The sequence below is a fragment of the Nonomuraea rosea genome (assembly GCF_039539705.1).
In the GTDB taxonomy this organism is placed as follows: Bacteria; Actinomycetota; Actinomycetes; order Streptosporangiales; family Streptosporangiaceae; genus Nonomuraea; species Nonomuraea rosea.
Window position 1 is genome coordinate 521,150 of the sequence record NZ_BAABDQ010000003.1, and the last position, 24,014, is coordinate 545,163.

Sequence of the window (24,014 nt, forward strand, 5' to 3'; positions counted from 1 at the left end):
CCACCCTTGCCGTAAAACCGTAGCGGCATGGCTGTCTCCGGTCTTCGAGTGAGTACGAACTTGTACGCCACCTGAGCGTGAAGCCGCATGCACAGCCGGTCAAGGCGGTGTGCCGAACGTCCACATATGTGCTTGGTAAGGTCCTCTCCTCAAGGGAACCAAGGTCATCCACATCTGCGACTGGCACGACGGCGATGTGACGGCCACCTATCACGACGAGTGGCCAGCACGGGTCCTACGGCCTGTGCGACGAGGACCAGGGGCGTGGAGCCGTCGATCGAGGCTCCACGCTCACCACGCCGGCTCCTGCCCCGGCCAGCCCAAGAAGAGCCGGAAGTCGCCGACCAAGCAGCCCAGCGACCAGGCCCTCATGAGGGCCTGGGCCAAGCAAGGGCATGGGCGTCCCAGCCCGAACGCCAGGCGGTGCTTGTCCGCCTGTTCTCGGAGCGCGGCGGTCGCAGAACCCTCGTCGTCGATCGCTCATATCTCCACTACAGACCGCTTGGCGCGCCGGAGCACCAGTGTGACGGAGAGGACGGCGACCACTGCCACATGCCACCAGAACAACCCATCGAGCATCACCTTCGGCCAATCAACGGTCTTCTCCAGCTTGTCGGGATCGGCGCGGTATCTATCGATGACGTCCATGGTGTCCGCCGACGCACTGCTGTCCAGCCACCCCCACGGATACCCGAGACCGCGGTGAAAGCCGAACATGCAGCAAACGTCCTCCCGGACCACCAGCAAACTCGAGAAGAGCCCCGCCACCGCCAGCAGTGCGATGACGACCCACGCGATCCGACCGAGTCGCCGCCCGGTGAAGCCGACCCACGTGAGCAACGCGCCACCGGTGCAAAGGGCTGCGCTGAACGCCAGATAGTGGCTCTGTCCGCCGGATGCGGACAAGGCGAGCGCGCCGATCAACATGCTTGCCGTGCCGGAGAGCCCCCTGATGTAGGGATGCCGGATGACAGATGGCATGACGCCGAGAATGTCACATGCGTCGCCAGATATCTCAGTGATCTACAATGTAAAGGCGATGACCGTGGCCGCCACTATCCCTTAAGAATAAAGTTAAGTTGCCTGTCAAGTGAGAAGATCGCGGCGAAATGGTGCAGCCTCATCCACGAATCGGCACGTCGAACGCTTCGGCGGAGAACTCCAGTCCTTCCGGCACGTTTCTGACCCCGGTCAGCTTCACATCGAAGGGCAAATCCCCCTTAAACGGGATCGGGTAGGAGATCAGCTGTGCGACCTGGTCCGGTATGGGCATGCCCTGGATCTTGTCGGCCTGGGGTTTGATCTTCCGTTGGAGACCTCGACCCGCATTTCGGCCCCGGTGCTGACCTTGAGAGTGGCGACCGCTTCCAGCAGATCGCCGTCGTTGATGCCCTGCAGTTCGTCTGACCACGAAAAGGCTCCCTGAGCGACCGCTCAGGGAGCCTTTTGCATGACGACGTCAGCAGAGGTCAACCCGCTGGTACGAAGCACCGGGGGAGGAGATGCTCTTCAAGGTCTCGCCCGGCGACAGCTCCTTGCAGGGACTGTCGGGCCCGTTGTTCCAGATGACCTTGACGTCGTAGGTCCAGGCGCATCCGTTCTTGACCTGGACCCAGGGGTAGATGATGTCGTACCTGCCGCTGTCGATCTTCTTCACGCAAGATATCGCGGTCTCCGCCTCCACAGGGTCCGCGCTCGCGGCACCTGATCCGGCGATCAGCAGAATCGCGGCGCCGGCGGCCACGGTCAACGCCCTGAATCCAGCTCTGATGTTCATTGAACCTCTCGGACGGGGAGATCATTTACGTCATGGGCGAACGTACCAAAACATCTGCCACAAGATCGCCTGATTGCGTGTTCCGGCCTGACCCGGGTTGACCGGGAACCTGCATGGCCGTGTATCACGGTCAGCCGCCACACGATCAACGGAGGGCTCGGACTGGATGGTGTCAGCCAGAGGCGTTTCGATGTGATGCACTGACTCGCAGGCGCTCCTGCCAACGGGAGGGTGACGAATGACGACGCTCGGGCCGCAGGCTGGGGACCTGGTGAATCGGCCGATGCTTGCCGTGCCACGGGTCGCGAGGGCTGTGCGGTGGTACAGAAAGGCGCTGGGGGCCACAGCGCACAGCGGCGGCAAGGTCGTGAAACTCGAGGTTGAGGGAAACGTCTTCTGGGTGTGTGGGCTTGTCGGCGACGCTGTTGGGGCCATGGTGGCTGTGAAGGTCTTCGTGGATGATCCCGTCGGCCTCGTCGAACGTGCCATGGCAGCCGGAGCGGACGACCTCGACGAGGTTCGCGAGCACGAGGTGCCATGGGGGCCTTACCGTAAGGGAGGGTTCACCGACCGGTATGGCTATGGGTGGGTCGTCGCTGACAGAATCCCGCCGAGTCTGCAAGGCCCGGGACGCGCCAACCATATGGGCTACGTCAGGGCCGTCGCTGAGCAACTGTACGTGCTGGGCTTCGGGGTCAGTCAGGTTACGAACACGTCGACCGGCACCAAAGCCAGATTCGGCGACAACGGGGGCGTGCCTCTGCGCGCTGCATCTCTCTTCTTGCCTGACTGGTCGCACTGGCCGTGGTGTCAGCTGGGGTGCGACGTGGGCGCGAGCGTGGACTGGGACGAGGAGTTCGGCTGGTCAGCGACCAAGGTCAACGAGCTCAACGCCGGCCCTGACCGCGGGAGGGCGCTTGTCCACTATCAAATCGGTCTCGGCGTGGCTCCTGGCCCGGGCGAGGTTGCGTGGCGCCTTGGTGGGGTGTTCACTGCCGAACCGCCTCCCGGCGTTTTCGTGTCCATCGACGATCGAAGGTATCGGTGCCGCGAGGCCGCCAGCTTTGACGTGGAACTCGAAGCCACGCTGGCGGCCTACCTTCCGACCTGACCATGACGCGTGGCCGGCCAGTGGGCCTGTCTGCGCTGGGCCTTGGACGGCGGCGATGCGCCGCTGGGGCGGGTTTCCGTGGATCATGGATGGGGTCGCGGAGCCAGATCTTTGACTGGAATGACCGCCCGGACGCCGTGTTGACCCAGGTAGGCGTGCTGCGATCATCGGTGTCGGTGCATGCAGCCTGGCCTTCCCCGGCGTGTGTGCCGACCCTTGGTGGAGCTGACCTGCCCACACGAGCCGTGCGCATGTGGGAGTGCGAAGGTGCGGGGTCGCCGTGGTGCCCTATCGATGTGCGGAGTCCGGCTGGCGCTCGGGGGTCCGGGGGCCGGAGGCACCCGGGTTCGGGGGTGTCCCCCACACAGGGCAGCCCGAGTCCCGTCGCGCGGAGCGCGGTTTTGGCGAGGACCTTTCGGGGCGGGCTGAGGAGGCCCACCGTGTAGTCGGGCAACGGGTGGGGGCTTTTAGGGGTGGCCCACCGGGTAGCCGGGCCAGAGGTTATGGCTGAGTGAGGGCGGCTTCGAGGAGGAGGGTGCCGGCGCCCAGCAGGGCGGCGTCGCGGCCGGCCCGCGCCGGTGCGATCTCCAGGTCGCGGGTGGCCAGCGGCAGGCAGCGTTCCCACACCGCCGCCCGGATCGAGGTCAGCAGCGGTTCGGCGGCCGAGAGGCTGCCGCCTACCGCCACCACGTCCGGGTTGAAGAAGTTGACCAGGACCGTGAGGACCTCGCCGATGCGGCGGCCCGCGGTGCGTACCAGGCTGGTCGCCTCCGGGACGGCGTCGTTGACGAGGGTGACGATGTCGGCCGGGCGGGTGACCGAGATGCCCGCGTCCGTGAGGGCCGCCATCAGGGCGGCGCCGCTGGCGTACGCCTCCAGGCAGTCCGGGTGGCCGCAGGCGCACAGGATCGAGGAGTCGGAACGTACGCGTACGTGGCTGATGTCGCCGGCCGCGCCCCTGCCGCGGTGGAGGTGGCCGTTGACGATGACGCCGCAGCCGATGCCGGTGCCGGCCTTGACGACCATGAGGTTCTTGCGCCCCGGCCAGCAGCGGGTCTCGCCCGCGGCCATCAGGTTGGCGTCGTTCTCGACGAGGATGGGCAGGTCGTAGCGGGCAGCGAGGTGTTCGGCGACGGGGAACTCGTTCCAGCCGGGCATGCGCGAGGGTGTGACGACGCGCCGGGTGGCCGGGTCGACCGGGCCGGGGATGCCGGTGCCGATTCCGCGTAGCGGCACGTGGCCGGGCACGTGGGCGGCCAGCAGGGTGTCGAAGGCGTCCGCGATGCGGTCGAGGGTGCGCTGGGGGCCGTCGGTGATCTCGCAGGGCTGTTCCTCGACGACGATCGGGGTGCCGCTCAGGTCGAGGAGGCCGAGGCGTACGTGATGGGCGCCGAGGTCGGCGACGGCCAGAACGCCGGCTCCGGGGGACAGGCGCAGCAGGCGGGGGCGGCGGCCGCCGCGCGAGGTGCCGGAGCCCTCCTCGGCCAGCAGGCCGGCGTCGATGAGCTCTTCGACGCGCAGGGAGACGCTGGAGGCTGCCAGGCCTGATAAGCGGGCCAGGTCGGCGCGGGACTCCGCCTCGCCGGTGGCGACGAGTCGCAGCAGGTCGCCCTGTGCCCCCTGCACGGGCAGCCGCTGGTTCATGTGAGATACCTACCATGTCCAGACTTAGGCCGACAACGTATTGACTTGCTACGAAATTTCCCACTACGGTCCGGCTTATCTTCGAAATCGAAGGAAGTGGACGTTCATGAAGAGGTTTGTCGCTGTCGCCGCCGTCTCCCTGTTAGCCCTGACGGCCTGTGGCGAGTCGAGCAGCCCCGCGGTGCCCGGTGTGCCCGGCGGAGAGTCCCCGAAGAGCGACGTGCTGGCCAAGGCACCCGTCGCGACGGCGGCCGAGATCCTGCCCGGTTCGACCATGGAGAAGATCAAGCAGCGTGGCGAGCTCCTTGTGGGCGGCTCGCTGGACGCGCCCCTGCTCTCCCAGCAGAACCCCGCCACCGGCGAGGTCGAGGGGTTCGACGCGGCGATGGGCCGGGCGCTGGCCAAGTACATCCTCGGCGAGCCCAAGGTCAAGATCGTCAACTCGGCGTCGGAGACCCGGGAGGCGCTGCTCGCCAACGGGACCGTGGACGTGGTCTTCCAGACGTACACGATCACCGAGGAGCGGGCGAAGCAGGTGGCGTTCGCGGGCCCGTACTACACCTCGGGTCTGACGATCGCGGTGAAGAAGGGCACGACGGGCATCGCCAAGCCGGAGGACCTGAACGGCAAGAAGGTCCTGGCGGGCGCGAACACCCCGGCCATTCCCGCGATCAAGAAGCTGGCGCCGCAGGCGGAGATCATCACGTTCGGCAGCGACCCCGAGTGCGTGCAGGCGCTCAAGCAGGATCGCGGCGTGGCGTACGTGCAGGACGAGACGATCCTGATCGCCGACGCCAAAAAGGATCCGTCGCTGGAGATCGTGACGAAGCCGTTCACAGTGGATCCGTACGGCATCGGGCTCAAGCACGGCGACGACGCGTTCAAGACCTTCACCAACGCCTGGCTGAAGAAGCTGCAGGACGCCGGCGTCTGGCAGGAGATCTGGAAGACCTCGATCGGCACGGTCGTGACCGGTGAGGCGCCGCAGCCGCCGCAGATCGGCTCCGTGCCGGGGTCCTGATGTCCGTCCTCCTCGATCACCTGCCGGAGCTGTGGCAGGGGCTGATCGTGACGCTCCAGCTCACCGCCGCGTCCTTCGCGGGCGCGGCGGTGCTCGGCGTCCTGGTCACCGCCCTGCGTGTCAGCCCGGTACGGGTCCTGCGGGCCATCGGCACGGCGTACGTCGAGACGTTCCAGAACCTGCCGCTGCTCGTGCTGCTCGTGCTCGCCTTCTTCGGCCTGCCGGAGATCGGCGTCCAGGCCGGCCTGATGACGACGGCGATCGTGGTCATCGCCGTGTACGAGGCCGCCTACATCGCCGAGGCCCTGCGCTCCGGCGTGAACTCGGTGTCGAAGGGGCAGGGCGAGGCGGCGCGGGCGATCGGGCTGACGTTCGGCCAGTCGCTGCGGCACGTCATCCTGCCGCAGGCGTTGCGCACGGTCGTTCAGCCGCTCGGCAACATCTTCATCGCCACCGCCATGAACACCGCGCTCGCCGCCGCCGTCGGAGTCGTCGACCTGACGGCCGCCGCGCACCGGGTGAACCTGGTCGAGGCCCAGCCGATCCCCATCTTCGTGGGTGCCGGTGTGGCGTACGCGCTGATCGCGTCGGTGGCCGGGTTCGTGGCGGGACGGCTCGAACGCAGGCTGGTGATCCTCCGATGACGAGTTCCGCGTTGTTCGACGAGCCGGGGCCGAAGGCGCGGCGGCGCATCCGCGTGGCGACCGTCGTCGGCACGCTGGCCGCCGTCGCGCTCGTCGTCCTGGCGGTTCGGCAGTTCGGGGCGAACGGGCAGCTCGACGCGGCCCGCTGGCAGCCGTACGCGACCTGGCCCATGTGGCGATATCTGCTGACAGGCTTGTGGTCCACGTTCCTGGCGGCCGTCGTCTCGGCGGCGCTGTCGATGGCGTTGGGGCTGGTCCTGGCGCTGGGCCGGCTCTCGCCGCGCCGGTGGGTGCGCGGGCCGTCCGCCGCCTACGTCGAGGTGGTCCGGGTCGTGCCGGCGCTGCTGCTGGTGTACGTGGTGCTGTTCGCGCTGCCCCGGTACGGGCTGGACCTGCCGCTGTTCTGGAAGCTGGCGGTGCCGCTGACGATCTCGAACGCGGCCGCGTTCGCCGAGATCTTCCGGGCGGGCATCAAATCGGTCGAACGCGGCCAGTCCGAGGCCGGTCTGGCGATCGGCCTCACGCATGGGCAGACCATGCGCCTGGTCGTTCTGCCGCAGGCGGCCCGCCGGGTGCTGCCGTCGATCGTCAGCCAGTCCGTCGGCCTGCTGAAGGACACCTCGCTCGGGTTCGTCGTCAGTTACGGCGAGCTGCTCTACAGCGGCAAGGTGCTGGCCGCGTACAACGGTCTGCTCATCCAGACGTACCTGGTCGTCGCGTTGATCTATCTGGTGGTCAACGCGTCGCTGTCCAAGCTGGCCCGCACGCTGGAGGCGCGCCAGCCCGTCACGTTGCGAAGGAGATCCGCAGGTGCCTGATCTCGCCCTGCTCGCCGAGGTGATCCGCTCGGGGTTCGTGGAGAGCCTCCACTACGGCAGCGCCGTCGGCCTGGGGCCGTCTGGGCGTACCGAGGTGGCGCTCGGCCAGGTGGAGGCGGCGGTGCTGCCGCGCTCGTCGGCCAAGCCGTTCCAGGCGCTGGCCTGCCTGACCGCGGGCGCGGCTTTGGCCGGGCCGCGGCTGGCGATCGCGGCGGGCAGCCACACGGGCGAGGACTTCCACGTGCGCCTGGTACGCGAGCTGCTCGCCGACTACGGCCTGGACACCGGCGCGCTGGCCTGCCCGGCGTCGTGGCCGGAGGACCGGCCCACGATGTACGAGCTGATCAGGCAGGGCCAGGACGTCTCCCGCGAGCGCATGAACTGCTCGGGCAAGCACGCCGCCATGCTCGCCGCCTGCGTGGCCAACGGCTGGGACGTGCCCGGTTACCTGTCGGCCGGGCATCCCCTGCAGCTCAAGGTGCGTTCGGTCACCGAGGAGCTGGCGGGGGAGAAGGCCGCGCACGTGGCGGTGGACGGGTGCGGCGCGCCGCTGTTCGGCCTGTCGCTGACCGGGCTGGCGCGGGCCGTGCAGGCCCTGGTGCTGGCCGCGCCGGGCAGCGCGCCGCGCCAGGTCGCCGACGCGATGCGCGCGCATCCCGAGTACGTGGGCGGGACCGGCCACCAGAACACGGAGCTGATGCGCGCGCTGCCGGGAGCGGTGGCGAAGGGCGGGGCGGAGGGCGTGCTGGTGGTGGCGCTGGAGTCGGGGCACGCGGCGGCGGTGAAGGTGATCGACGGCAGCCCGCGAGCCACGACGGCGATCGCGCTGGACGTCCTGGGCCGGATGGGCTGCGACGTGAGCGGCGCTGCGGCCTTCGCCCAGGTAACCGTCCTGGGCGGCGGCGTCCCGGTGGGCGAGATCGTCGCGCGTCGCTGACCTAGGGTGTTGGGAAAGCCGGGAATGCGGGGCGGCGGATGGGCGATCGGCTGCGGACGATCGGCGTCCGCTTCGGCGTGACCGAGTACGGCGCGGACGTGCGGCGATCGACGGTGCTGATGGACGTCGAGGCCGACGGCGACGAGGTCGTCGCGCTGGTCTCGGTCCAGCTCCGCGCGGACGGCCGGTTGGTGAGCTGGACACGGTGGCACGCCGGGCACGAGCGGATGGTCCGCTGGGACGCGGGTGTTCGAGGCGGTCGATCCGCGCACCGGGCAGGTCAGCAGCCGGATCGCGGACATCGGCATCGGCGGTGAGCCGCTGGTCACGCGGGAGCATCTGGAGATGATGGCGGCCGTGCCCGTCGACGGCCGGACCAAGTTCCTGCGCCCAGGCGATCGGTGACGGTCACAGGGCGCCGGCGCAGCCTTCCGTGAGGCCCTTCGTCGGGTCGTCGCTCTCCGGCTTGACCGGCTTCTTCTGGGACTTCTTCGGCGAGGGGGAGACCGAGGGGTCGGCGGAGGCCGAGGCGGCGACGGCCGGTTTGGCGGTGGCGGAGCCGCGGATGGCCTTGTCGGCGATGTCGCGGATCTTGTCCCAGTCGGGGTAGCCGGTGTTGATCAGCGGCGGTACGAACTGGACGCTGGACACCTTGGCGTTCTTGACCTTGAGCGCGAGCGGGACCAGGTTCTTCAGCATCGAGCGCGGGATGTCGGTCCTGATCAGCTCCTTGGTGGCCAGCGCGATCTGGTTGAACCTGGTCAGCACCGTCCCCGGGTCCGCCTGGTCGAGGATCGCGCCCAGGACGCAGCGCTGGCGGCGCATCCGGGTGTAGTCGTCGCTGAAGGTGCGCGAGCGGGCGTACCACATCGCGTCGGCGCCCTTCAGCTCGCGCGTGCCCGCCTTGACCAGGCCCTCGTTGTATTTTCCGAAGACGACGTCCTTCTCGACGGTGATCGTGACGCCGCCGATGGCGTCGATGAGGCGGGCGAAGCCCCACATGTTGACCAGGGCGTACCAGTCGACCTTGACGCCGAGGGTGTAGCCGATCGTGTCCATCAGGACCTTGGGGCCCTGGTGCTGCTTGCCGTCGAAGATCTCCGGGTGCGCGTCGGCGTACTCCCAGACGCTGTTGAGCAGGTCGCTGCGCCCGCCGCCCGGGTCGGTGGGGAGCCGGAAGCCGTTGGGGAAGTGCTGCGCCATCGGCGTGCCGGGGCGGAAGCGGACGTCCTCCAGGTTGCGCGGCAGGCTGAACAGCACGGTGTTGCCGGTCTTCACGTCGACGCTGGCCAGGTTCATGCTGTCGGTACGTACGCCGGTCCTGTTGTCGTCGGCGTCGCCGCCCAGCAGCAGGATGTTGACCCGCTGCCGGCCCGCCCACGGGTCCTCCGGCTTGGGCTGCGCCACGGCCGGCGACTCCCCGTCGGCGGGCGGGTCCTGGAAGATGCCGTTGAGCGCCTGCTGGTAGGTCCACACGTACTGGGCGGCCACCCCGAACGGCACCACCACGACGACGGCGAGCAGCCCGGCCACGGAGCCGGCGACGATCTGCCCGGCCTGCGGCAGCCGGCCGGGACGCAGCACCACGAACGAGTGCACGATGAGGGCGAACCACGCCAGCCCCAGCACGGACGAGCCCACCACGATCGCCGTGAGCCAGGAGTTCTCGGTCAGCGAGCCGAGCAGGTTGTCGGTCGCCAGGCCGAGGGCGAGCAGCCCCAGCAGCCCGGCCATGTAGCAGGAGATCAGGACGAGGCCGGTCTTGCGCCAACCGGCGCGCAGATGGGCGGCGCCCGGCACCAGCGCCGCGAACGCCAGCCACCCGAGCAGCGCCGCGGCGCCTACCGGTTTCCTTGCCTGCTGCACGCCTTCCCCGTTTCCCGCGAACTCCACCGTAGGTGACAGACTCCGTGGCGAACCGCTGGACGCGGTCCACTTTAGGCCTGAATAGAGGCGGCAGCCTACGCACCGAATACGAAATATGTCTTTATCGGAGAGTGAACATCAGTAACCGAATAAGATTCGGACCATGGGCTTCTCCGAGATCGAGTACGCCGTGGCCGACCGTGTCGCCACCGTCACATTGAAGCGTCCAGAACGGCTCAACGCCTTCACCTTGACGATGCGTGGAGAGTTGATCGAGGCTTTCGATCTCGCGGACGCCGACGACGAGGTTCGCGCCGTGGTGGTCACCGGCGCGGGCCGCGGCTTCTGCGCCGGGGCCGACCTGAGCGGCGGCGGCGGGACGTTCGGGCACAAGGAGCCGGGCGAGCTGGTGGACGGCGCGCCGCGCGACGGCGGCGGCACGGTCGCGCTCAGGATCGCCAGGTCGCTCAAACCGGTCATCGGCGCCATCAACGGGCCGGCCGTGGGGGTGGGCGTGACGATGACGCTGCCCATGGACGTCCGGCTCGCCGCGGAGTCGGCGAAGTTCGGGTTCGTGTTCGCCAGGCGCGGGATCGTCACCGAGGCCGCGTCGAGCTGGTTCCTGCCCAGGATCGTGGGCATCGCCCAGGCCATGGAGTGGGCCGCGACCGGCCGCGTCTTCCCGGCCGCGGAGGCGCTCGAAGGGCGGCTGGTCTCGCGCGTCTATCCGGACGGCGAGCTGCTGCCGGCCGCGTACGCGCTGGCCCGCGAGATCGCCGACAACACCTCGGCCGTCTCCGTGGCGGCCATCCGCCGGCTGATGTGGTCGGGCCTGTCGGCGGCCTCGCCGTGGGAGGCGCACGCGGCCGACTCCCGGCTCATGGCCGAGCTGGGCGGCGCGCCCGACACGGCCGAGGGCGTGACGGCGTTCCTGGAGAAGCGGCAGGCCGAATTCCCGATGAAGGTGAGCACGGACCTGCCGCCCGGAGTGCCGCTCTGGCCGGAGAATCCCTATCGTGTCTAGCATGTACGAGATCACCGTGCTGCCCCTGCCGGACGACTTCGAGGGCGAGGTCGTCGCGACGCTGGTCTCCAGGAAGGCCGGGTCCCGCCGGGCGGTCCTCTACCTGCACGGCTTCACCGACTACTTCTTCCAGGACCACCTGGCCGAGCACTACGTCCAGCGCGGCATCGACTTCTACGCGCTCGACCTGCGCAAATACGGCCGCTCGCTGCTCCCGCACCAGACCAGAGGCCTGATCAGGAGCATCACCGACTACTTCCCCGAGATCGACGAGGCCGTCCGGATCATCCGGCAGGACCACGACGAGCTGACGATCAACGCCCACTCGACCGGCGGCCTGATCGCCGCCCTGTGGGCCGACCGGGTCCGCGGCCGGGGCCTGGTGCAGGGGCTGGTGCTCAACAGCCCGTTCTTCGACCTGAACGTGCCCACGCCGCTCCGCCTGGCCGCCGACCTGTTCAAGACGCCGCTGTCCTACAGCCGCAGGCCGCTCCCGCTGGGCTCCAGCAACGTCTACGGCCGGACCCTGCACCTCAGCGAACACGGCGAATGGGACTACGACCTGGAGCTCAAGCCGCTGACCGGGTTCTCGGTGCACGCCATGTGGCTGGCCGCCATCCGCAGGGCGCAGCGGCGGCTGCACGCGGGGCTGAACGTGGACGCGCCCGTCCTCGTGCTCGCCTCCGCCACCGGGCTGCGGGTACGCGACTTCGTGCCGGAGGCGCGCGCGGCCGACATCGTCCTCGATCCCCGGCAGATCGCCCGCTGGTCGGCCTGCCTCGGGCCGCACGTCACGTGCGTGCGCATCGCCGACGGCGTACACGATCTGGTGTTGTCGGCGGAGCCGGTGCGCAAGCAGGTGTTCGCCGAGATGGACCGCTGGATGAACGCCTATCTCGGCCCGGACGGCTACCAGGGGAAGGAGAACAGCCCGTAGTAGGCCGCCGCCACCAGCAGCAGCCCCGTGCCGCCGAGCACGCCGGCCACCGCCACGTGCTGCCAGCGGCCCGGCCGCATGCCCTCGCGCAGCGCCGACACGAACGCCGCCACCGCCGTCACCTCCTGGATCAGCATCAGCACCGCCAGCAGGCGCACGACCAGCCAGCCGGCCAGCACCGCGGGCCAGGCGCCGGCCTGGTTGACCGAGAACAGCACCAGCAGCATGATGAACGCGCCCACCGACAGCAGCAGGCCCAGGCCGGTCCAGACCATCCGGCGCAGCCTGCGCCTGATCGGCGGCCACAGCCTGGCGTTGGTCTCGACGGGGACGTGGGGCCGGCCGCGCAGGCGTACGACCATGGCGGCGACCGGGCCCGCCACATAGCCGACGGCGGCCAGGCAGATCGTCAGGCCGAGCATCGTGCCGCCCGCGTACCAGGGGGCCGCGGGCACGTCACTGGCCTCGAAGCGTTGCACGGGGGTGGCGCCCGCCATGTGCACGGCGGGCCTGGCCGTGCGGGGCAGGCCGGTGATCCAGTTGGTGAGGGTCTCGAGGTAGCCCTTGGTGAAGTCGCCGCCGTTGACCCGCATGGCGTGGTCGCCCTTGCCCATGAAGCGGATCGTGTAGTCGTCGTTGCCCGCGGTGCCGAGGGCGGTGATGAGGGCCTTGGTGGACTCGACGAAGGGGATCGACGGGTCGGTGGTGCCGTAGAAGGCCAGGACCGGCTGCTTGATCTGGCTTAACGCGGGCATCGCGTCGTAGCGCAGGAAGTTGAAGCCGACCCCGCCCATCGCCCTGGTCAGCAGGTCGCGGGCGCCGATCGGGGCCCGGAGCCTGAGCAACTGCTCGTTCAGGGCCCAGGCGACCTGCCGGAGCGGGGAGACGTTCGGCGAGGACACCAGCACCGCGAAGCCCACCGCCGTGCTCTTGGCCGCCGCGATCGGGACGACCCAGCCGCCCTCGCTGACCCCCCACAGCCCGATGCGCGCCGGGTCCACCTCCGGGCGGGTGCGCAGGTATTCCACCATGCGCAGCGCGTCGTCGGCGAGCAGCCCGAAGTCGCGCTCGCGGAAGTCGTAGCCGATCGTGCGCTTGTCGAACGCGATCGTCACCACGCCCGCCTTGCTGAGGAACTCGGCCTGCGGCGTGAACTCCGTCCGCGACCCGTTGCCCGACCCCGACACGAACACCATCGCCGGATGCCGCCCGGGGGTGACCGGGATCCGGAGCGTTCCCTCCAGGCGCTGGCCCTCTCCGGCGACCGAGATCTCCTCCCTGCGGAGCGGATCGACGGCCACCACCGGCCGCAGCTCGCCCGGCGGCTGCGGCGGTATCGCCTGGAAGGCTGGATCGACCTTGAGCGGCGGAGGGTCGAACGCGGGCGGCAGCACATAGCCGACCGACGCAAGCGCCACCAGCACCAGGCCGGCGGCGACGCTCAAGGTGCCACGGCCAGTGCGCATCGGCCTCCCCATGTGCGTTGGTTTGCCCGCGGATCTTTCAGCCTACTCCCAGCTCCTGGGGCGGTAGCGACGGTATTTGTCAGTGAGAGCTGTTAGTTTCCTGCGACATGCGGATCCTGCACACCTCCGATTGGCATCTGGGCCGCTCGTTCCACCGCGAGAGCCTGCTGGCGGCGCAGGAGGCGTTCGTCGACCACCTGGTGGAGACGGTGCGGGCCGAGCGGGTGGACGTGGTGGCGGTCGCCGGCGACGTCTACGACCGGGCGCTGCCGCCGGTCGACGCGGTCGCCCTGCTCGACGACGCCCTCGCGCGGCTGCGCGCGGCCGGGGCCAGGGTGGTGCTGATCAGCGGCAACCACGACTCGGCGCTGCGGCTCAGGTTCGGCTCGGCGCTGTTCGAGGCGTCCGGCGTGCACGTGCGCACGTCGCCGGACGCGTCGTGGGAGCCGGTGCTGGTCGGCGACGTCGCCTTCTACGGCATCCCCTACCTGGAGCCCGAGCTGGTCAGGGCCGGCTGGGAGCTGCCCGACCGCAGCCACACGGCGGCGATCTCGTACGCGATGTCGCGGATCAGGGCCGACGCCGTACGCCGTCGCGCCTCGGTCGTCCTGTCCCACTGCTTCGTGACGGGCGGGCAGGCCAGCGACAGCGAGCGCGACATCAGCGTGGGCGGGGTGGCGCACGTGCCCCTGCGGGCCTTCGACGGGGTCGACTACGTCGCGCTGGGCCATCTGCACGGGCGGCAGCGCATGTCGGAGACGGTGCGTTACTCCGGCTCGCCGCTGGCCTACTCCTTCTCCGAGACCGGCCACGTGAAGGGCTCGTGGCTGGTCACCCTCGCGCCGGGCGAGCCCGGGGTCGCGGCCGATTTCGTGCCGGCGCCGGTGCCCCGGGCGGTGGGGCGGGTGCGGGGGGAGCTGGAGGAGCTGCTGATGTTCCCGAAATATACCTCTTATGAGGATCACTGGCTCCACGTCACCCTGACCGACGCCGTCCGCCCCAAATCCGCCATGGAACGGCTGCGCGCCCGCTTCCCGCACGCCCTCGCCCTGGCCTTCGAGCCGGTCGGCGCGGCCCCCGCGGCCCAGCCCGTACGCCTGAGCGGGCGGCCCGAGGCGGAGGTCGCCCTGGATTTCGTTCGGGAGGTGCGCGGCGAGCCTGCCGCACCTGAGGAGGAAGACCTGCTAAGACAGGCGATCGAGGCATCGAGGGTGAAGGAGACGATGGCGTAGATGCGGCCGCACCGGCTCTCGCTGACGGCGTTCGGGTCGTTTCCCGGCTCGGAGACGGTCGACTTCGACGCCCTGGCCGAGGCGGGTCTCTTCCTCGTCCACGGGCCGACGGGGGCGGGCAAGACCACGATCCTCGACGCGCTCTGCTTCGCCCTCTACGGCCAGGTGCCCGGGCAGCGCAACAGCGCTCGCAGCCTGCGGTGCGACCACGCCCCGCCCTCCGCCGGGCCGTCGGTCACGCTGGAGGTGTCCATCCGCGGCCGGTTACTCCGCATCCAGCGCTCGCCGTCGTGGCAGCGGCCCAAGCTGCGCGGCACGGGGGTCACGGAGGAGAAGTCCAAGGTCATCGTGGCGGAGTGGCGCGACTCGGCCTGGCAGGGGCTGACGACCCGGCTCGACGAGGCGGGCGACCTGGTGGGTGGGCTGCTCGGCATGAACGCCGACCAGTTCTGCCAGGTGGCGATGCTGCCGCAGGGCGACTTCGCCCGGTTCCTGCGGGCCGACGGCGACGATCGGGCCAAGCTGCTGGAGCGGCTGTTCACCGTCAAGATCTTCACGCAGGCCGAGTCGTGGCTGGCCGAGCACCGCAAGCAGGCCTGGCGGCGGGCGCAGGAGCTGCGGCAGGAGGTGGACTATGCGGTCAAGCGGGTGGAGGAGGCCGCTGGCGCCGACCTCACCGCCCCGCCCGCGTCCGCCAAGCCCGTTGTGCGGGAGGCCGGGTCTTCCGGGCCGGTCGGCTCGCAGGAACCGCTGACGCCTGAGGACGATCCCGTGCGATGGGCGGGAGCGCTGCTCGACGCCGCGCGGGCGGTCGTGGTGCGGGTCACCGGGGATCATGCCGCAGCGGATGCGGCGTTGCGTTCGGCGCGCCTGCGGTTCGACCGGGCCGCCGCCCTCGCCGAGCGGCAGCACCGCCATGCCGAGGCGCTCACCCGCCGCCGCACGCTCGACGAGCGCGCGGACGAGCGGGCCGACCTGCAGGCGATCCTCGACGACGCGGCCCGTGCCGATCGCGTGCTGCCGCTGGTCACGGCGGCCAGGCAACGCTCGGAGGCCGCCGCCAAGGCCCGCACCTTGGCCGCCGACGCCCTCGCCCGCGCCCGCCCCCTGCTCACGGCCCCACGCGCGCCGTCAGAGGCACCGGCACCCGCGCGGTCCTCCGTTGGTGGGCGGGCGTCGGTGGAGGAGCTGGCCGGGTTGGAACGGCAGCGGCAGGCGGAGATCGCCCGGCTGTCCGAGCTGCTCACCGAGGAGGCCAGGCTCTCGGTCGTCCGGCGTGACCTGCTCCGCGTCGAAGGCGAGCTGGCCGAGCTGGTCGGCGCCGACGAGGCCCTCGCCGCACGGCTGGCCGCCCTGCCCGCCCTCATCGACCAGGCCGAAGCCAGGCTCGCGGAGGCCCGCCTGGACGCCGCCAGGATCCCCGCGGCCCAGGCGGTGCGGGACGCGGCGGCCCACCTGATCGAGATCGACGACGAGCTGGCCCGGCTGGCGGCCGAGCTGGACACGCTGGCACAGCGCGAGGCCGAGGTGTCCGCGGCCGCCGCCGAGCTCCCCGGACGGATCGCCGACGCGAGCGCGGCCCTGGCAGACGTACGCGCGGAGGCGGCGGCCATCCCGGCGGCCGCCGCGAGCCTGGACGCCGCCCGCGCCGTACGCGAGGCCGCCCACCGCCGTGCGGCCCTGGCCGACGAGCTCGACGCCGCCGTCGCCGCCCACCAGGTGCTCGTCGACCACGCCCAGACACTCCGGGAGCGGTGGCTCGACCTGCGCCAGGCCCGGATCGACGGCATGGCGGCCGAGCTGGCCCGCGACCTGGCCGACGGGCAGCCGTGCGCGGTCTGCGGCTCCGACCACCACCCCCATCCGGCCGCACCGGCGCCCAGCGCCCCTTCGGCGGACGACGAGCACGAGGCCGAGACCGCGCACGAAGCCGCCCTGGCCGATCGCGAAGCCGCCGAACGCGCCCTGGCCTCGCTCGAATCCCGGCACGCCGACGCCGCCGAGGCCACCGGCGACCTGGACATCGACACCGCGGAGGAGCAGGTCCTGCGGGCCGGGGAAGAGCTGGCCCGCCTCCAGGCGATGGCCGGCAGGGAGCCCGCCCTGGCGGCGGCGCTCGACCGCGTCGAAAGCGACCGCGAACGCGTCCGGGACCAGTCCAGGGAGGTCGCCGAAGCCCTCGCCGCCCACCGCGCCCACCGTACGCACCTCGAATCCGAACGCGCCCGCCTCCACAGCCGCCTCACCGCCGCGACGGCCTCGCCCTCGGACGTGGCGACGGGACCTGGGGATGCTGCTGCGGTGCTGGTGGCGGCTGAGCGGGAGGTGCGCAGGCTGACCGCTTCGGCGGCCGGGGAGCCGGTGCTGGCGGGGGAGGCGGCCCGGCTCACGCGGGAGCGGGGCGAGCTCGAAGAGCAGGGGCGCAGGGTCGCGGCCCGGCTGGCGGCCTGCCGTACCAGGCAGGAAGAGCTGAGCGGCGACGCCGGCCGGCTCACCGCCAGGCTCGATGCCGCACGTGGCGGCGACGCCTCGCTGGCCGCCCGCCTGTCGAGGCTGCACGACGAGGCCGAGCTGCTGCGCGAGGCGCTGGAGGCCACGCAGGCGGCGCTGGCGGCCGGCGGGGAGCTGGCCAGGGCCGAACAGGCCGCCTCCGAGGCGGCGGCCGAGGCCGGGTTCGGGGACGTGGCGGACGCGGAGGCCGCGTACAGGAGCCCGGCCGAGCAGGAGAGCAGGGCCGAGGCGCTGCGGCGGCTGGACGACGAGCACGCCGCCGTCACCAGGACGCTGGCCGAGCCCGAGCTGGTCGCCGCGGCGGCCGAACTGGCGCCGGACCTGGAGGCGATCGGGGGCGAGCGGGCCGGGACGGAAGAGGCGTACACGCGGCTGTCCAGTGTCCTGGACCGGGCGGTGGCCAGGGCGGGGCGGCTGGAGGAGTTGCACGCCGAGCTGCTGGCCTGCATCGAGCGCTGGCACCCGGCGGCCGAGCGGCACCGGCTGGCCGAGCGGATGGCGGCACTGGCCAGCGGCACGTCCAGCGACAACCAGTGGAGCATGAGCCTGTCGTCGTTCGTGCTGGGCGAGCGCCTGCGGCAGGTGGTGGACGCCGCGAACGAACGGCTCGGCCACATGTCGGCCGGCCGCTACCTCCTGCGCCACGACCTGCGGAAGACGGCCGGTTCCCGGGGGCGCTCAGGCGGCGGCCTGGGCCTGCGCGTGGCCGACGGCTGGACCGGCGTCGACCGCGACCCGGCCACGCTGTCCGGCGGCGAGGGCTTCGTCACCTCCCTGGCGCTGGCCCTGGGCCTGGCCGACGTGGTGACGGCGGAGGCGGGCGGCGCGGAGATCGGCACGCTGTTCGTGGACGAGGGGTTCGGCACCCTGGACGAGGACACGCTCGACAGCGTCCTCGACATCCTCGACGGGCTGCGGGACGGCGGGCGGGCGGTGGGCATCGTCAGCCACGTCGCCGAGCTGCGGTCCCGGATCACCGCTCAGCTCAAGGTCACCAAGACCCGCGCCGGATCCACGCTGGCCGTGGCCGGAGTGCCGCGGTGAGCGATCTGTCCATGACGAACTGAGGATGAAGGGGGCGGCCCCGAAATCTGCTCAAAGGGATAGATTGCCGTGCACCGGACCCGTTAAGGAGCAGCTCATGCGCGTCGTAGTCACCGGAGCCCACGGCAAGGTCGGCCGGGCGGCCGTCAAGGCCCTGGCCGAGGCGGGGCACGAGGTCACCGCCGTGGACGTCACGCGCCCGGTGTTCGAGCGGCACGGGGCCGGCGAGCCGCGCTACCAGCAGGCCGACCTGACCGACGCCGGGCACGCGTTCGCCGTGGTGCACGGCGCGGAGGCGGTCGTGCACGCCGCGGCCATCCCCGACCCCACCTCCAACCCGCCGCAGGTCGTCTTCCAGAACAACCTGATGGCGACCTTCAACATGATCGAGGCCGCGGTCCGCCTGGGCGTCCCCCGGTTCGTGAACATCTCCAGCGAGACCGTCCCCGGCTTCTTCTTCCCCGAGCGGCCCTTCCTGCCCGACTACGCGCCGGTCGACGAGGAGCACCCGATCCGGCCGCAGGATCCGTACGCGCTGGCCAAGCACTTCGGCGAGCAGCTCATGGACGCGGCGGTGCGGCGCTCGGACATCCGGTGCATCTCGCTGCGGCCGAGCTGGGTGCAGTGGGAGGGCAACTACGAGCTCAACCTCGGCCCCCAGATCCGCGACGCCTCCGAGCTCGGGGCGGGGCTGCTGAGCTACATCGACGTGTACGACCTGGCGGACGCGATCGTCCTGGCCACCGAGTCCGCCCTGCCGGGCCACGAGGTGTTCTACATCGCCTCGCCCGACAACGCGGGCGGCCACGACTTCGCCGAGGCCCTGCGGCGGCAGCACGGCGACCGGGTCGAGCTGCGCCCGCTGGCCCGCCCCGACGCCTCCGGCATCTCGTGCGCCAAGGCCCACCGCCTGCTGGGCTGGAACCCGAAGCGGTCGTGGCGCGACTACCTCGACGAGAACGGCCGATCCAGGCAGAGCTAGGCCGCCGGCTCGCGCCGCGCGGCGACATCATCGCGTACGGCGCGCCACGATGTCATCGCGTACGGCGCGCCACCAGGTCCGCCGGCTCGCGCCGGGCGGTCAGGTGAGTTCGGTGATCAGGTCCGGGATCGTGGCCGGGTCGTGGAAGAGGGTGGCGCCGAGGCCGGCCAGGCGGGAGGGAGGTGTGAGGCCGCCGGCGAAGGCCAGGCAGCGCATGCCCGCGCTCATCGCCGCCATCACCCCGAACGGGCTGTCCTCCACCACCACGCAGCGCGCCGGCTCCGCCCCCATCGTGGCCGCCGCGTGCAGGAACAGGTCGGGCGCCGGCTTGCCCTGGGCCACGTCCTCGGCGCTGAACACGCGACCGGCGAACCGCCCGGCCAGCCCCGTGAGCTCAAGGCTGCGGCGGATCGTGGTGTGCCGTCCGTTCGAGGCCACGCAGCTCGGCACCATGAGCTGGTCGAGCGCCTGCTCGATGCCCGCGACCGTGCACAGCTCGGCCTTGACCGCGGCGACGTAGTCGGCGTTGAGCTGCTCCCGCCACCCCGGCGGCGTCTCGCCGACCTGCTCGGCCCAGTACTCGTTCGTGCAGCCCACGAACCGCTCCGCGTACTCCGCCTCGTCGATCGACCAGCCGATCCGGCGCAGGGCGGCCGTGCCCACGCGTACGGAGATGGGCTCGCTGTCCACGAGCACCCCGTCGCAGTCGAAGATGACCAGATCGACGCTCAAAGTCCGTTCCTTTCCCTTGATCCAATCTCCTGACATTCTGTCATTGCGCAGGTGGTAGCGTCTCTGTATCGCTTCACAAGACGCTAGTCCGCATAGTGAGACATCATGAAGACCTCCCCCCGACCGGTCGCGCCGAGCCGGTCCAGGATCGCGGCCGCCAGCCTCATCGGCACCGCGATCGAGTTCTACGACTTCTACATCTACGGCACCGCCGCGGCCCTGGTGCTCAACGCGGCCTTCTTCCCCGGCATGGATCCGGTGGCGGGCAGCCTGGCCGCGTTCTCGACGTTCGCCGTGGCGTTCATCTCGCGCCCGCTCGGCTCGGCCGTCTTCGGCCACTGGGGAGACCGGGTCGGCCGCAAGTCCATGCTGGTCGTGTCGCTGCTGGTGATGGGGCTCTCGACGGTGGCGATCGGGCTGCTGCCCGGCTACGCCGCGATCGGCGTGGCCGCGCCGGTGCTGCTGGTCCTGCTGCGGTTCACGCAGGGCATCGGGCTCGGCGGGGAGTGGGGCGGCGCGGCGCTGCTGGCCACCGAGCACGCGCCGCCCGGCAAGCGCGGCCTGTACGCGATGTTCCCCCAGCTCGGCCCGTCGGTCGGGTTCGTCGTGGCGAACGGGCTGTTCCTCATCCTCGGTGAGACGCTGAGCGACGAGCAGTTCGGGAGCTGGGGGTGGCGGCTGCCGTTCGTGGCGAGCCTGCTGCTCGTGATCGTCGGTCTGTACGTACGGCTGAAGATCTCCGAGACGCCGGTCTTCCAGGCGGCCATGGACCAGCGGCGGATCGCCAAGGTGCCGTTCGCCGGGCTCATCAGGCAGCAGTGGCGGCGCGTGCTGCTCGGCGCGGGCGCGATGACCATCGCCTACACGCTCTTCTACACCGCCACCACCTACTGCCTGGCCTACGGCACGACCACGCTGGAGATCCCGAAGACCACCATGCTCGGCCTGACCATGATCGGGGTGCTGTTCATGGCCGCGGGCACGGTGGCCTCCGCGATGGTCTCCGACCGCCTGGGCCGCCGCCGCACCCTGATCACCGGCACGGCGGTCGCGATCGCGTGGGGGCTGGTGATGTTCCCGCTGATGGAGACCAGGTCGATCTTCCTGGTGGGGCTGGCGCTGGCCGGCGCGCTCGGGCTGATGGGCTTGATCTTCGGGCCGATGGGCGCGTACCTGCCTGAGCTGTTCAAGACCGAGTTCCGCTACAGCGGCGCGTCGGTCGCCTACAGCCTTGGCGGGGTGCTCGGCGGCGCGGTGCCGCCGCTGGTCGCCACCAGCATGCAGGCCAGCGGCCTGAGCGTGATGGCGGTCGGCGGCTACGTCTCGGCCATGGCCGTGCTGAGCCTGCTCTGCCTGTTCGCGCTGCCCGAGACGGGCGACGAGTCGCTCTAGCTCGCGCTGCCCGGGTACGGGCGACGACCAAGTACATCTAGCTCACGCCGCCAGGGTGATGACGATCCCCGCAGCGGCGTCCCACGGCCGCGCTGATGCCCTCGGCCAGCGCGGCCGTGCCGTGTCCCGCCGTGGCGGCGGCGAAGATCGTCGTCAGGATGGCCAGGCCGAGCGAGCCCGCCCGTCTGCTTGACCGCCGGCTCGTCAGGCGGGCTCGTATCCGGGGAAGAGCAGGGACAGCTCGCGCGGGTAGGCCGCGATCAGGCGGAGCTCGTCGTCCGTGAGCGGCCGGCCGGTCATCGCGTTGCAGAGCTGGACCAGCCGGAACGCCAGGTCCTCGTCGGCAACCTCGGCCCCGAGCCCGTCCATGACGTGCCGGAAACCGGCCTTGCCGCCGTACTCGCCGGTCAGCACGACCCGGCCCGGCCGCGCGTGCCAGTCCTCGGGGAACGGGCCCAGCGACGCCTCGTCGTACAGCTCGTAGTTGCCGTGGTCCTTCAGCGCGCCGTCGGCGTGGATGCCCGACTCGTGCGCGAACGCGTTGCGTCCCACCCCGACCTGGTTGTACGGCAGCGGCTGCCCGAACGCGTAACTCGCCCACAGCCCGAACCTGCGCGCCCACGACAGATCGAGCGCGTCGCCGATCTGCGCGTCGACGCCGAAGCCGTGCTCGAACGCCAGGATGGTGGACAGCAGATCGGCGTTGCCCGAGCGCTCGCCGATGCCGTTCACGCAGGTGTTGACCCACGCGTCCTGGCCGGCGTCCAGGTCGCCGAGCGCGCCCGAGACGGAGTTCGCCACGGCCATGCCGAGGTCGTTGTGGCAGTGGGTCTCGATGGGCATCGCGGTGGCCGTGGCCAGCTTGGCGAAGCGCTCGCGGATCCGGTCGGGCGTGTCGCCGCCGATGGTGTCGCAATACCGTACGCGGTCCGCGCCCGCCTGCTTGGCCGCCAGCGCGAACTCCAGCAGGAACCCGTCGTCGGTACGCGAGCCGTCCTCGGCGTTCACCCCGACCGTCAGCGCGCCCGCCTGCTTGGCCACGCGGACCGCGGCCGTCATCTCCCTGATGATCGCGTCCCTGTCCAGGCGGCCACGGAACTTGTTCTGGATCATGTAGTCGGACGTCGAGATGGACAGGTTGTAGTGCCGCAGCCCGAGCGGCGCCGCCTTCTCCACGTCCTGCGGCACCCCCCGGCACCAGCCGGACAGCCTGAGGCTCCCGAACGCGCCCGCCTCGGCCAGCGCCACCTGCGCCCTGACGTACGGGACCTCGTGGAACAGGAACGGGAAACCGATCTCGGACTGCGCCACGCCGAGTTTGGCCAGATAGAAGTTGACCATGGTCTTGCCGAACTTCGACAGCCCGGTGCGCGCGGTCTGCACGCCGTCCCGGTTGGTCACATCGAGGAAATGAACTGTTGGCATGTCTTCACGTTGACATGCGCACTCAACATGGATCAATATTGATTTTCATCAACCTAGGAGGCGCGCCGGAGTGGAGTGGATCGACGCGGCCACGGCGGCCGAGCGGCTGGGCGTGAAACCCGCGACGCTGTACGCGTACGTGAGCCGGGGGGTGCTGCAACGGCGGCACGGCGACGACGGGCGCCGCAGCCTCTTCTCCGCCGAGGAGATCGAACGCCTGGCGCGCCGCGGACGGCCGCGCAGCCAGCCGCCGGAGCTGGTGATCGAGTCGGGCATCACGGCGCTCGGCGTGGATCGGCCGTACTACCGGGGGATCGACGCGCTGGGGCTGGCGGGCACGGCTCGCTTCGAAACGGTCGCCGAATGGCTCTGGACCGCCGACCCAGCCCTCCGGCCCGACCTGCACGTGCCGGACGCCCACGTGCCCGGCCCCCTCCGCTCGGACTCCCGTCTGCCGGACCCTCACAAGCCGGGCTCCCGCCCGCCGGACGCCCACGTGCCCGGCTCCCGCCCGCCGGACGCCCACGTGTCCGACTCCCGCCCGCCGGACTTCCGCGCGCCCAACGAGGATGCCCGGGGGAGTCAGGAGGATCCCTGGAGGTGCGAGCCAGGCGCGCTGAGCGCCGCCGTGACCGCTCAGCGTGGCCTGCCCGGCGACCTGCTGCCTCTCGACCGCCTCCAGGTGATCACGACCGTGCTCGGCGCGTCCGACTCCCTCCGCTACCAGCTCGACCCCGTCTCCGTGGCCGCCACCGGCCGCCGCCTGATCGCGGGCCTGGTCGACGCCCTGCCACAGCTCAGCGAGCCGCAGGGCGAGTCGATCGCCGAGCGCCTGTGGTCCCGCCTGTCGCCCCGCCCCGCCACTCCGGCGATGCTCCACGCCGTACAGGCCGCCCTGGTCCTGCTCGCCGACCACGAGCTGGCCGCCTCCACCCTGGCCGCCAGGGTCGCCGCCTCCGCCAAGGCCGACCCGTACGCGGTGGTCCTGACGGGCCTCGGCGTGCTCGGCGGGCCGCTGCACGGCGGCGCGTCGTACGGGGCCGAGCGGCTGCTGGCCGAGGTCGCCGAGCCGGGCCAGGCCGCCCGGGCGATCTCCGAGCGGGTACGCCGCGGCGAGCGCATCCCGGGCTTCGGCCACAGCGTCTACAGGAACGGCGACGGCCGCGGCGCCGTCCTGCTCGACCTGGTCAAGGAGGCCGCCCCGGGGCACGAGCGGATCGCCGCCGTCGCGGCCGTGCTGGCCGAGATGCGCCGCCGGCGGCTGCCCGAGCGCAACGTCGACTTCGCCCTGGCCACCCTCACCGCCGTCAGCGGGATGGTGAGCGGCGCGGGTGAGGCCATCTTCGCGGTCTCCAGGGTGGCGGGGTGGCTGGCGCACGCGATGGAGGAGTACGAGCGCGGCGCCCTCCTACGCCTGCGCGCCTCCTACACCGGCCCACCCATCACGTAGC

At 71.1% G+C, this 24,014-nt stretch carries 21 protein-coding genes; 13 read left to right on the plus strand and 8 right to left on the minus strand.

Annotation, left to right across the window (positions count from 1 at the left end; genetic code table 11):
* Window positions 1-480: 480 nt before the first annotated feature.
* The 3 genes from ABEA43_RS09905 to ABEA43_RS09915 all read right to left on the minus strand — a co-directional run bounded on the left by ABEA43_RS09905 (window position 481) and on the right by ABEA43_RS09915 (window position 1,777).
* Entirely contained in the window at window positions 481-981 is a 501-nt protein-coding gene (locus ABEA43_RS09905; RefSeq protein WP_345560461.1) for a hypothetical protein, read from the minus strand.
* Window positions 982-1,120: 139 nt separating this feature from the next.
* The gene (locus ABEA43_RS09910; protein WP_345560463.1) at window positions 1,121-1,273 is read right to left on the minus strand and encodes a hypothetical protein; all 153 of its coding nucleotides are present in this window, start codon (window positions 1,271-1,273) and stop codon (window positions 1,121-1,123) included.
* A 186-nt stretch (window positions 1,274-1,459) separates the two neighbouring features.
* The gene (locus tag ABEA43_RS09915) at window positions 1,460-1,777 is read right to left on the minus strand and encodes a hypothetical protein (protein ID WP_345560464.1); all 318 of its coding nucleotides are present in this window, start codon (window positions 1,775-1,777) and stop codon (window positions 1,460-1,462) included.
* Between the two features lie 238 nt (window positions 1,778-2,015).
* Here ABEA43_RS09915 and ABEA43_RS09920 point away from each other — a divergent pair, with 238 nt between their 5' ends.
* Complete coding sequence (locus tag ABEA43_RS09920; protein ID WP_345560465.1) at window positions 2,016-2,888, plus strand: VOC family protein; 873 nt, start codon at window positions 2,016-2,018, stop codon at window positions 2,886-2,888.
* A 501-nt stretch (window positions 2,889-3,389) separates the two neighbouring features.
* Here ABEA43_RS09920 and ABEA43_RS09925 read toward each other — a convergent pair.
* Window positions 3,390-4,532, minus strand: a complete 1,143-nt coding sequence (locus tag ABEA43_RS09925; RefSeq protein ID WP_345560467.1) for an ROK family transcriptional regulator — start codon at window positions 4,530-4,532, stop codon at window positions 3,390-3,392.
* A 106-nt stretch (window positions 4,533-4,638) separates the two neighbouring features.
* Here ABEA43_RS09925 and ABEA43_RS09930 point away from each other — a divergent pair, with 106 nt between their 5' ends.
* Genes ABEA43_RS09930 through ABEA43_RS09950 form a run of 5 tightly spaced genes read left to right on the plus strand, consistent with a single transcriptional unit; the run spans window position 4,639 to window position 8,269 of the window.
* Window positions 4,639-5,553 carry a transporter substrate-binding domain-containing protein gene (locus ABEA43_RS09930; protein WP_345560469.1) on the plus strand — a complete coding sequence of 305 codons (915 nt, stop codon included), beginning with the start codon at window positions 4,639-4,641 and terminating at the stop codon, window positions 5,551-5,553.
* A complete protein-coding gene (locus ABEA43_RS09935) occupies window positions 5,553-6,197 on the plus strand; it encodes an amino acid ABC transporter permease (RefSeq protein ID WP_345560470.1) in 645 nt (214 codons plus the stop codon). Before ABEA43_RS09930 ends, ABEA43_RS09935 begins: the two co-directional genes overlap by 1 nt.
* Window positions 6,194-7,015 (plus strand): amino acid ABC transporter permease, encoded by an 822-nt coding sequence (locus ABEA43_RS09940; RefSeq protein WP_345560472.1) that lies wholly within the window; start codon window positions 6,194-6,196, stop codon window positions 7,013-7,015. The genes ABEA43_RS09935 and ABEA43_RS09940 overlap by 4 nt, the downstream gene beginning before the upstream one ends.
* Window positions 7,008-7,952: an asparaginase gene (locus ABEA43_RS09945; protein WP_345560474.1), complete on the plus strand. Its 945-nt coding sequence runs from the start codon at window positions 7,008-7,010 to the stop codon at window positions 7,950-7,952. Before ABEA43_RS09940 ends, ABEA43_RS09945 begins: the two co-directional genes overlap by 8 nt.
* A gap of 38 nt (window positions 7,953-7,990) precedes the next feature.
* On the plus strand, window positions 7,991-8,269 hold the full coding sequence (locus ABEA43_RS09950; protein WP_345560475.1) for a hypothetical protein: 279 nt from the start codon (window positions 7,991-7,993) through the stop codon (window positions 8,267-8,269).
* A 91-nt stretch (window positions 8,270-8,360) separates the two neighbouring features.
* On the opposite strand, the gene ABEA43_RS09955 is transcribed toward ABEA43_RS09950, so the two are convergent.
* Window positions 8,361-9,845 carry an LCP family protein gene (locus ABEA43_RS09955; RefSeq protein WP_345560476.1) on the minus strand — a complete coding sequence of 495 codons (1,485 nt, stop codon included), beginning with the start codon at window positions 9,843-9,845 and terminating at the stop codon, window positions 8,361-8,363.
* A gap of 136 nt (window positions 9,846-9,981) precedes the next feature.
* Here ABEA43_RS09955 and ABEA43_RS09960 point away from each other — a divergent pair, with 136 nt between their 5' ends.
* Window positions 9,982-10,842: a crotonase/enoyl-CoA hydratase family protein gene (locus tag ABEA43_RS09960; protein WP_345560477.1), complete on the plus strand. Its 861-nt coding sequence runs from the start codon at window positions 9,982-9,984 to the stop codon at window positions 10,840-10,842.
* Window position 10,843: 1 nt separating this feature from the next.
* The gene (locus ABEA43_RS09965; RefSeq protein ID WP_345560478.1) at window positions 10,844-11,779 is read left to right on the plus strand and encodes an alpha/beta hydrolase; all 936 of its coding nucleotides are present in this window, start codon (window positions 10,844-10,846) and stop codon (window positions 11,777-11,779) included.
* On the opposite strand, the gene ABEA43_RS09970 is transcribed toward ABEA43_RS09965, so the two are convergent.
* Window positions 11,752-13,245 carry an alpha/beta hydrolase family protein gene (locus tag ABEA43_RS09970; RefSeq protein ID WP_345560479.1) on the minus strand — a complete coding sequence of 498 codons (1,494 nt, stop codon included), beginning with the start codon at window positions 13,243-13,245 and terminating at the stop codon, window positions 11,752-11,754. The genes ABEA43_RS09965 and ABEA43_RS09970 overlap by 28 nt on opposite strands.
* Window positions 13,246-13,352: 107 nt before the next feature.
* Here ABEA43_RS09970 and ABEA43_RS09975 point away from each other — a divergent pair, with 107 nt between their 5' ends.
* The 3 genes from ABEA43_RS09975 to ABEA43_RS09985 all read left to right on the plus strand — a co-directional run bounded on the left by ABEA43_RS09975 (window position 13,353) and on the right by ABEA43_RS09985 (window position 19,014).
* Window positions 13,353-14,477 (plus strand): exonuclease SbcCD subunit D, encoded by a 1,125-nt coding sequence (locus ABEA43_RS09975; RefSeq protein ID WP_345560481.1) that lies wholly within the window; start codon window positions 13,353-13,355, stop codon window positions 14,475-14,477.
* Complete coding sequence (locus ABEA43_RS09980) at window positions 14,478-18,032, plus strand: AAA family ATPase (protein ID WP_345560483.1); 3,555 nt, start codon at window positions 14,478-14,480, stop codon at window positions 18,030-18,032.
* A 97-nt stretch (window positions 18,033-18,129) separates the two neighbouring features.
* Complete coding sequence (locus ABEA43_RS09985) at window positions 18,130-19,014, plus strand: NAD-dependent epimerase/dehydratase family protein (RefSeq protein WP_345560485.1); 885 nt, start codon at window positions 18,130-18,132, stop codon at window positions 19,012-19,014.
* A gap of 99 nt (window positions 19,015-19,113) precedes the next feature.
* Here the strand turns inward: ABEA43_RS09985 and ABEA43_RS09990 are convergent, their stop codons facing one another.
* Window positions 19,114-19,746 carry an HAD family hydrolase gene (locus ABEA43_RS09990; RefSeq protein WP_345560488.1) on the minus strand — a complete coding sequence of 211 codons (633 nt, stop codon included), beginning with the start codon at window positions 19,744-19,746 and terminating at the stop codon, window positions 19,114-19,116.
* A 105-nt stretch (window positions 19,747-19,851) separates the two neighbouring features.
* Here ABEA43_RS09990 and ABEA43_RS09995 point away from each other — a divergent pair, with 105 nt between their 5' ends.
* Window positions 19,852-21,138 (plus strand): MFS transporter, encoded by a 1,287-nt coding sequence (locus ABEA43_RS09995; RefSeq protein WP_345560490.1) that lies wholly within the window; start codon window positions 19,852-19,854, stop codon window positions 21,136-21,138.
* Window positions 21,139-21,342: 204 nt separating this feature from the next.
* Here the strand turns inward: ABEA43_RS09995 and ABEA43_RS10000 are convergent, their stop codons facing one another.
* Complete coding sequence (locus ABEA43_RS10000; RefSeq protein ID WP_345560491.1) at window positions 21,343-22,563, minus strand: LeuA family protein; 1,221 nt, start codon at window positions 22,561-22,563, stop codon at window positions 21,343-21,345.
* Window positions 22,564-22,633: 70 nt separating this feature from the next.
* Here ABEA43_RS10000 and ABEA43_RS10005 point away from each other — a divergent pair, with 70 nt between their 5' ends.
* On the plus strand, window positions 22,634-24,013 hold the full coding sequence (locus ABEA43_RS10005; RefSeq protein WP_345560493.1) for a citrate synthase: 1,380 nt from the start codon (window positions 22,634-22,636) through the stop codon (window positions 24,011-24,013).
* Window position 24,014: the final 1 nt, after the last annotated feature.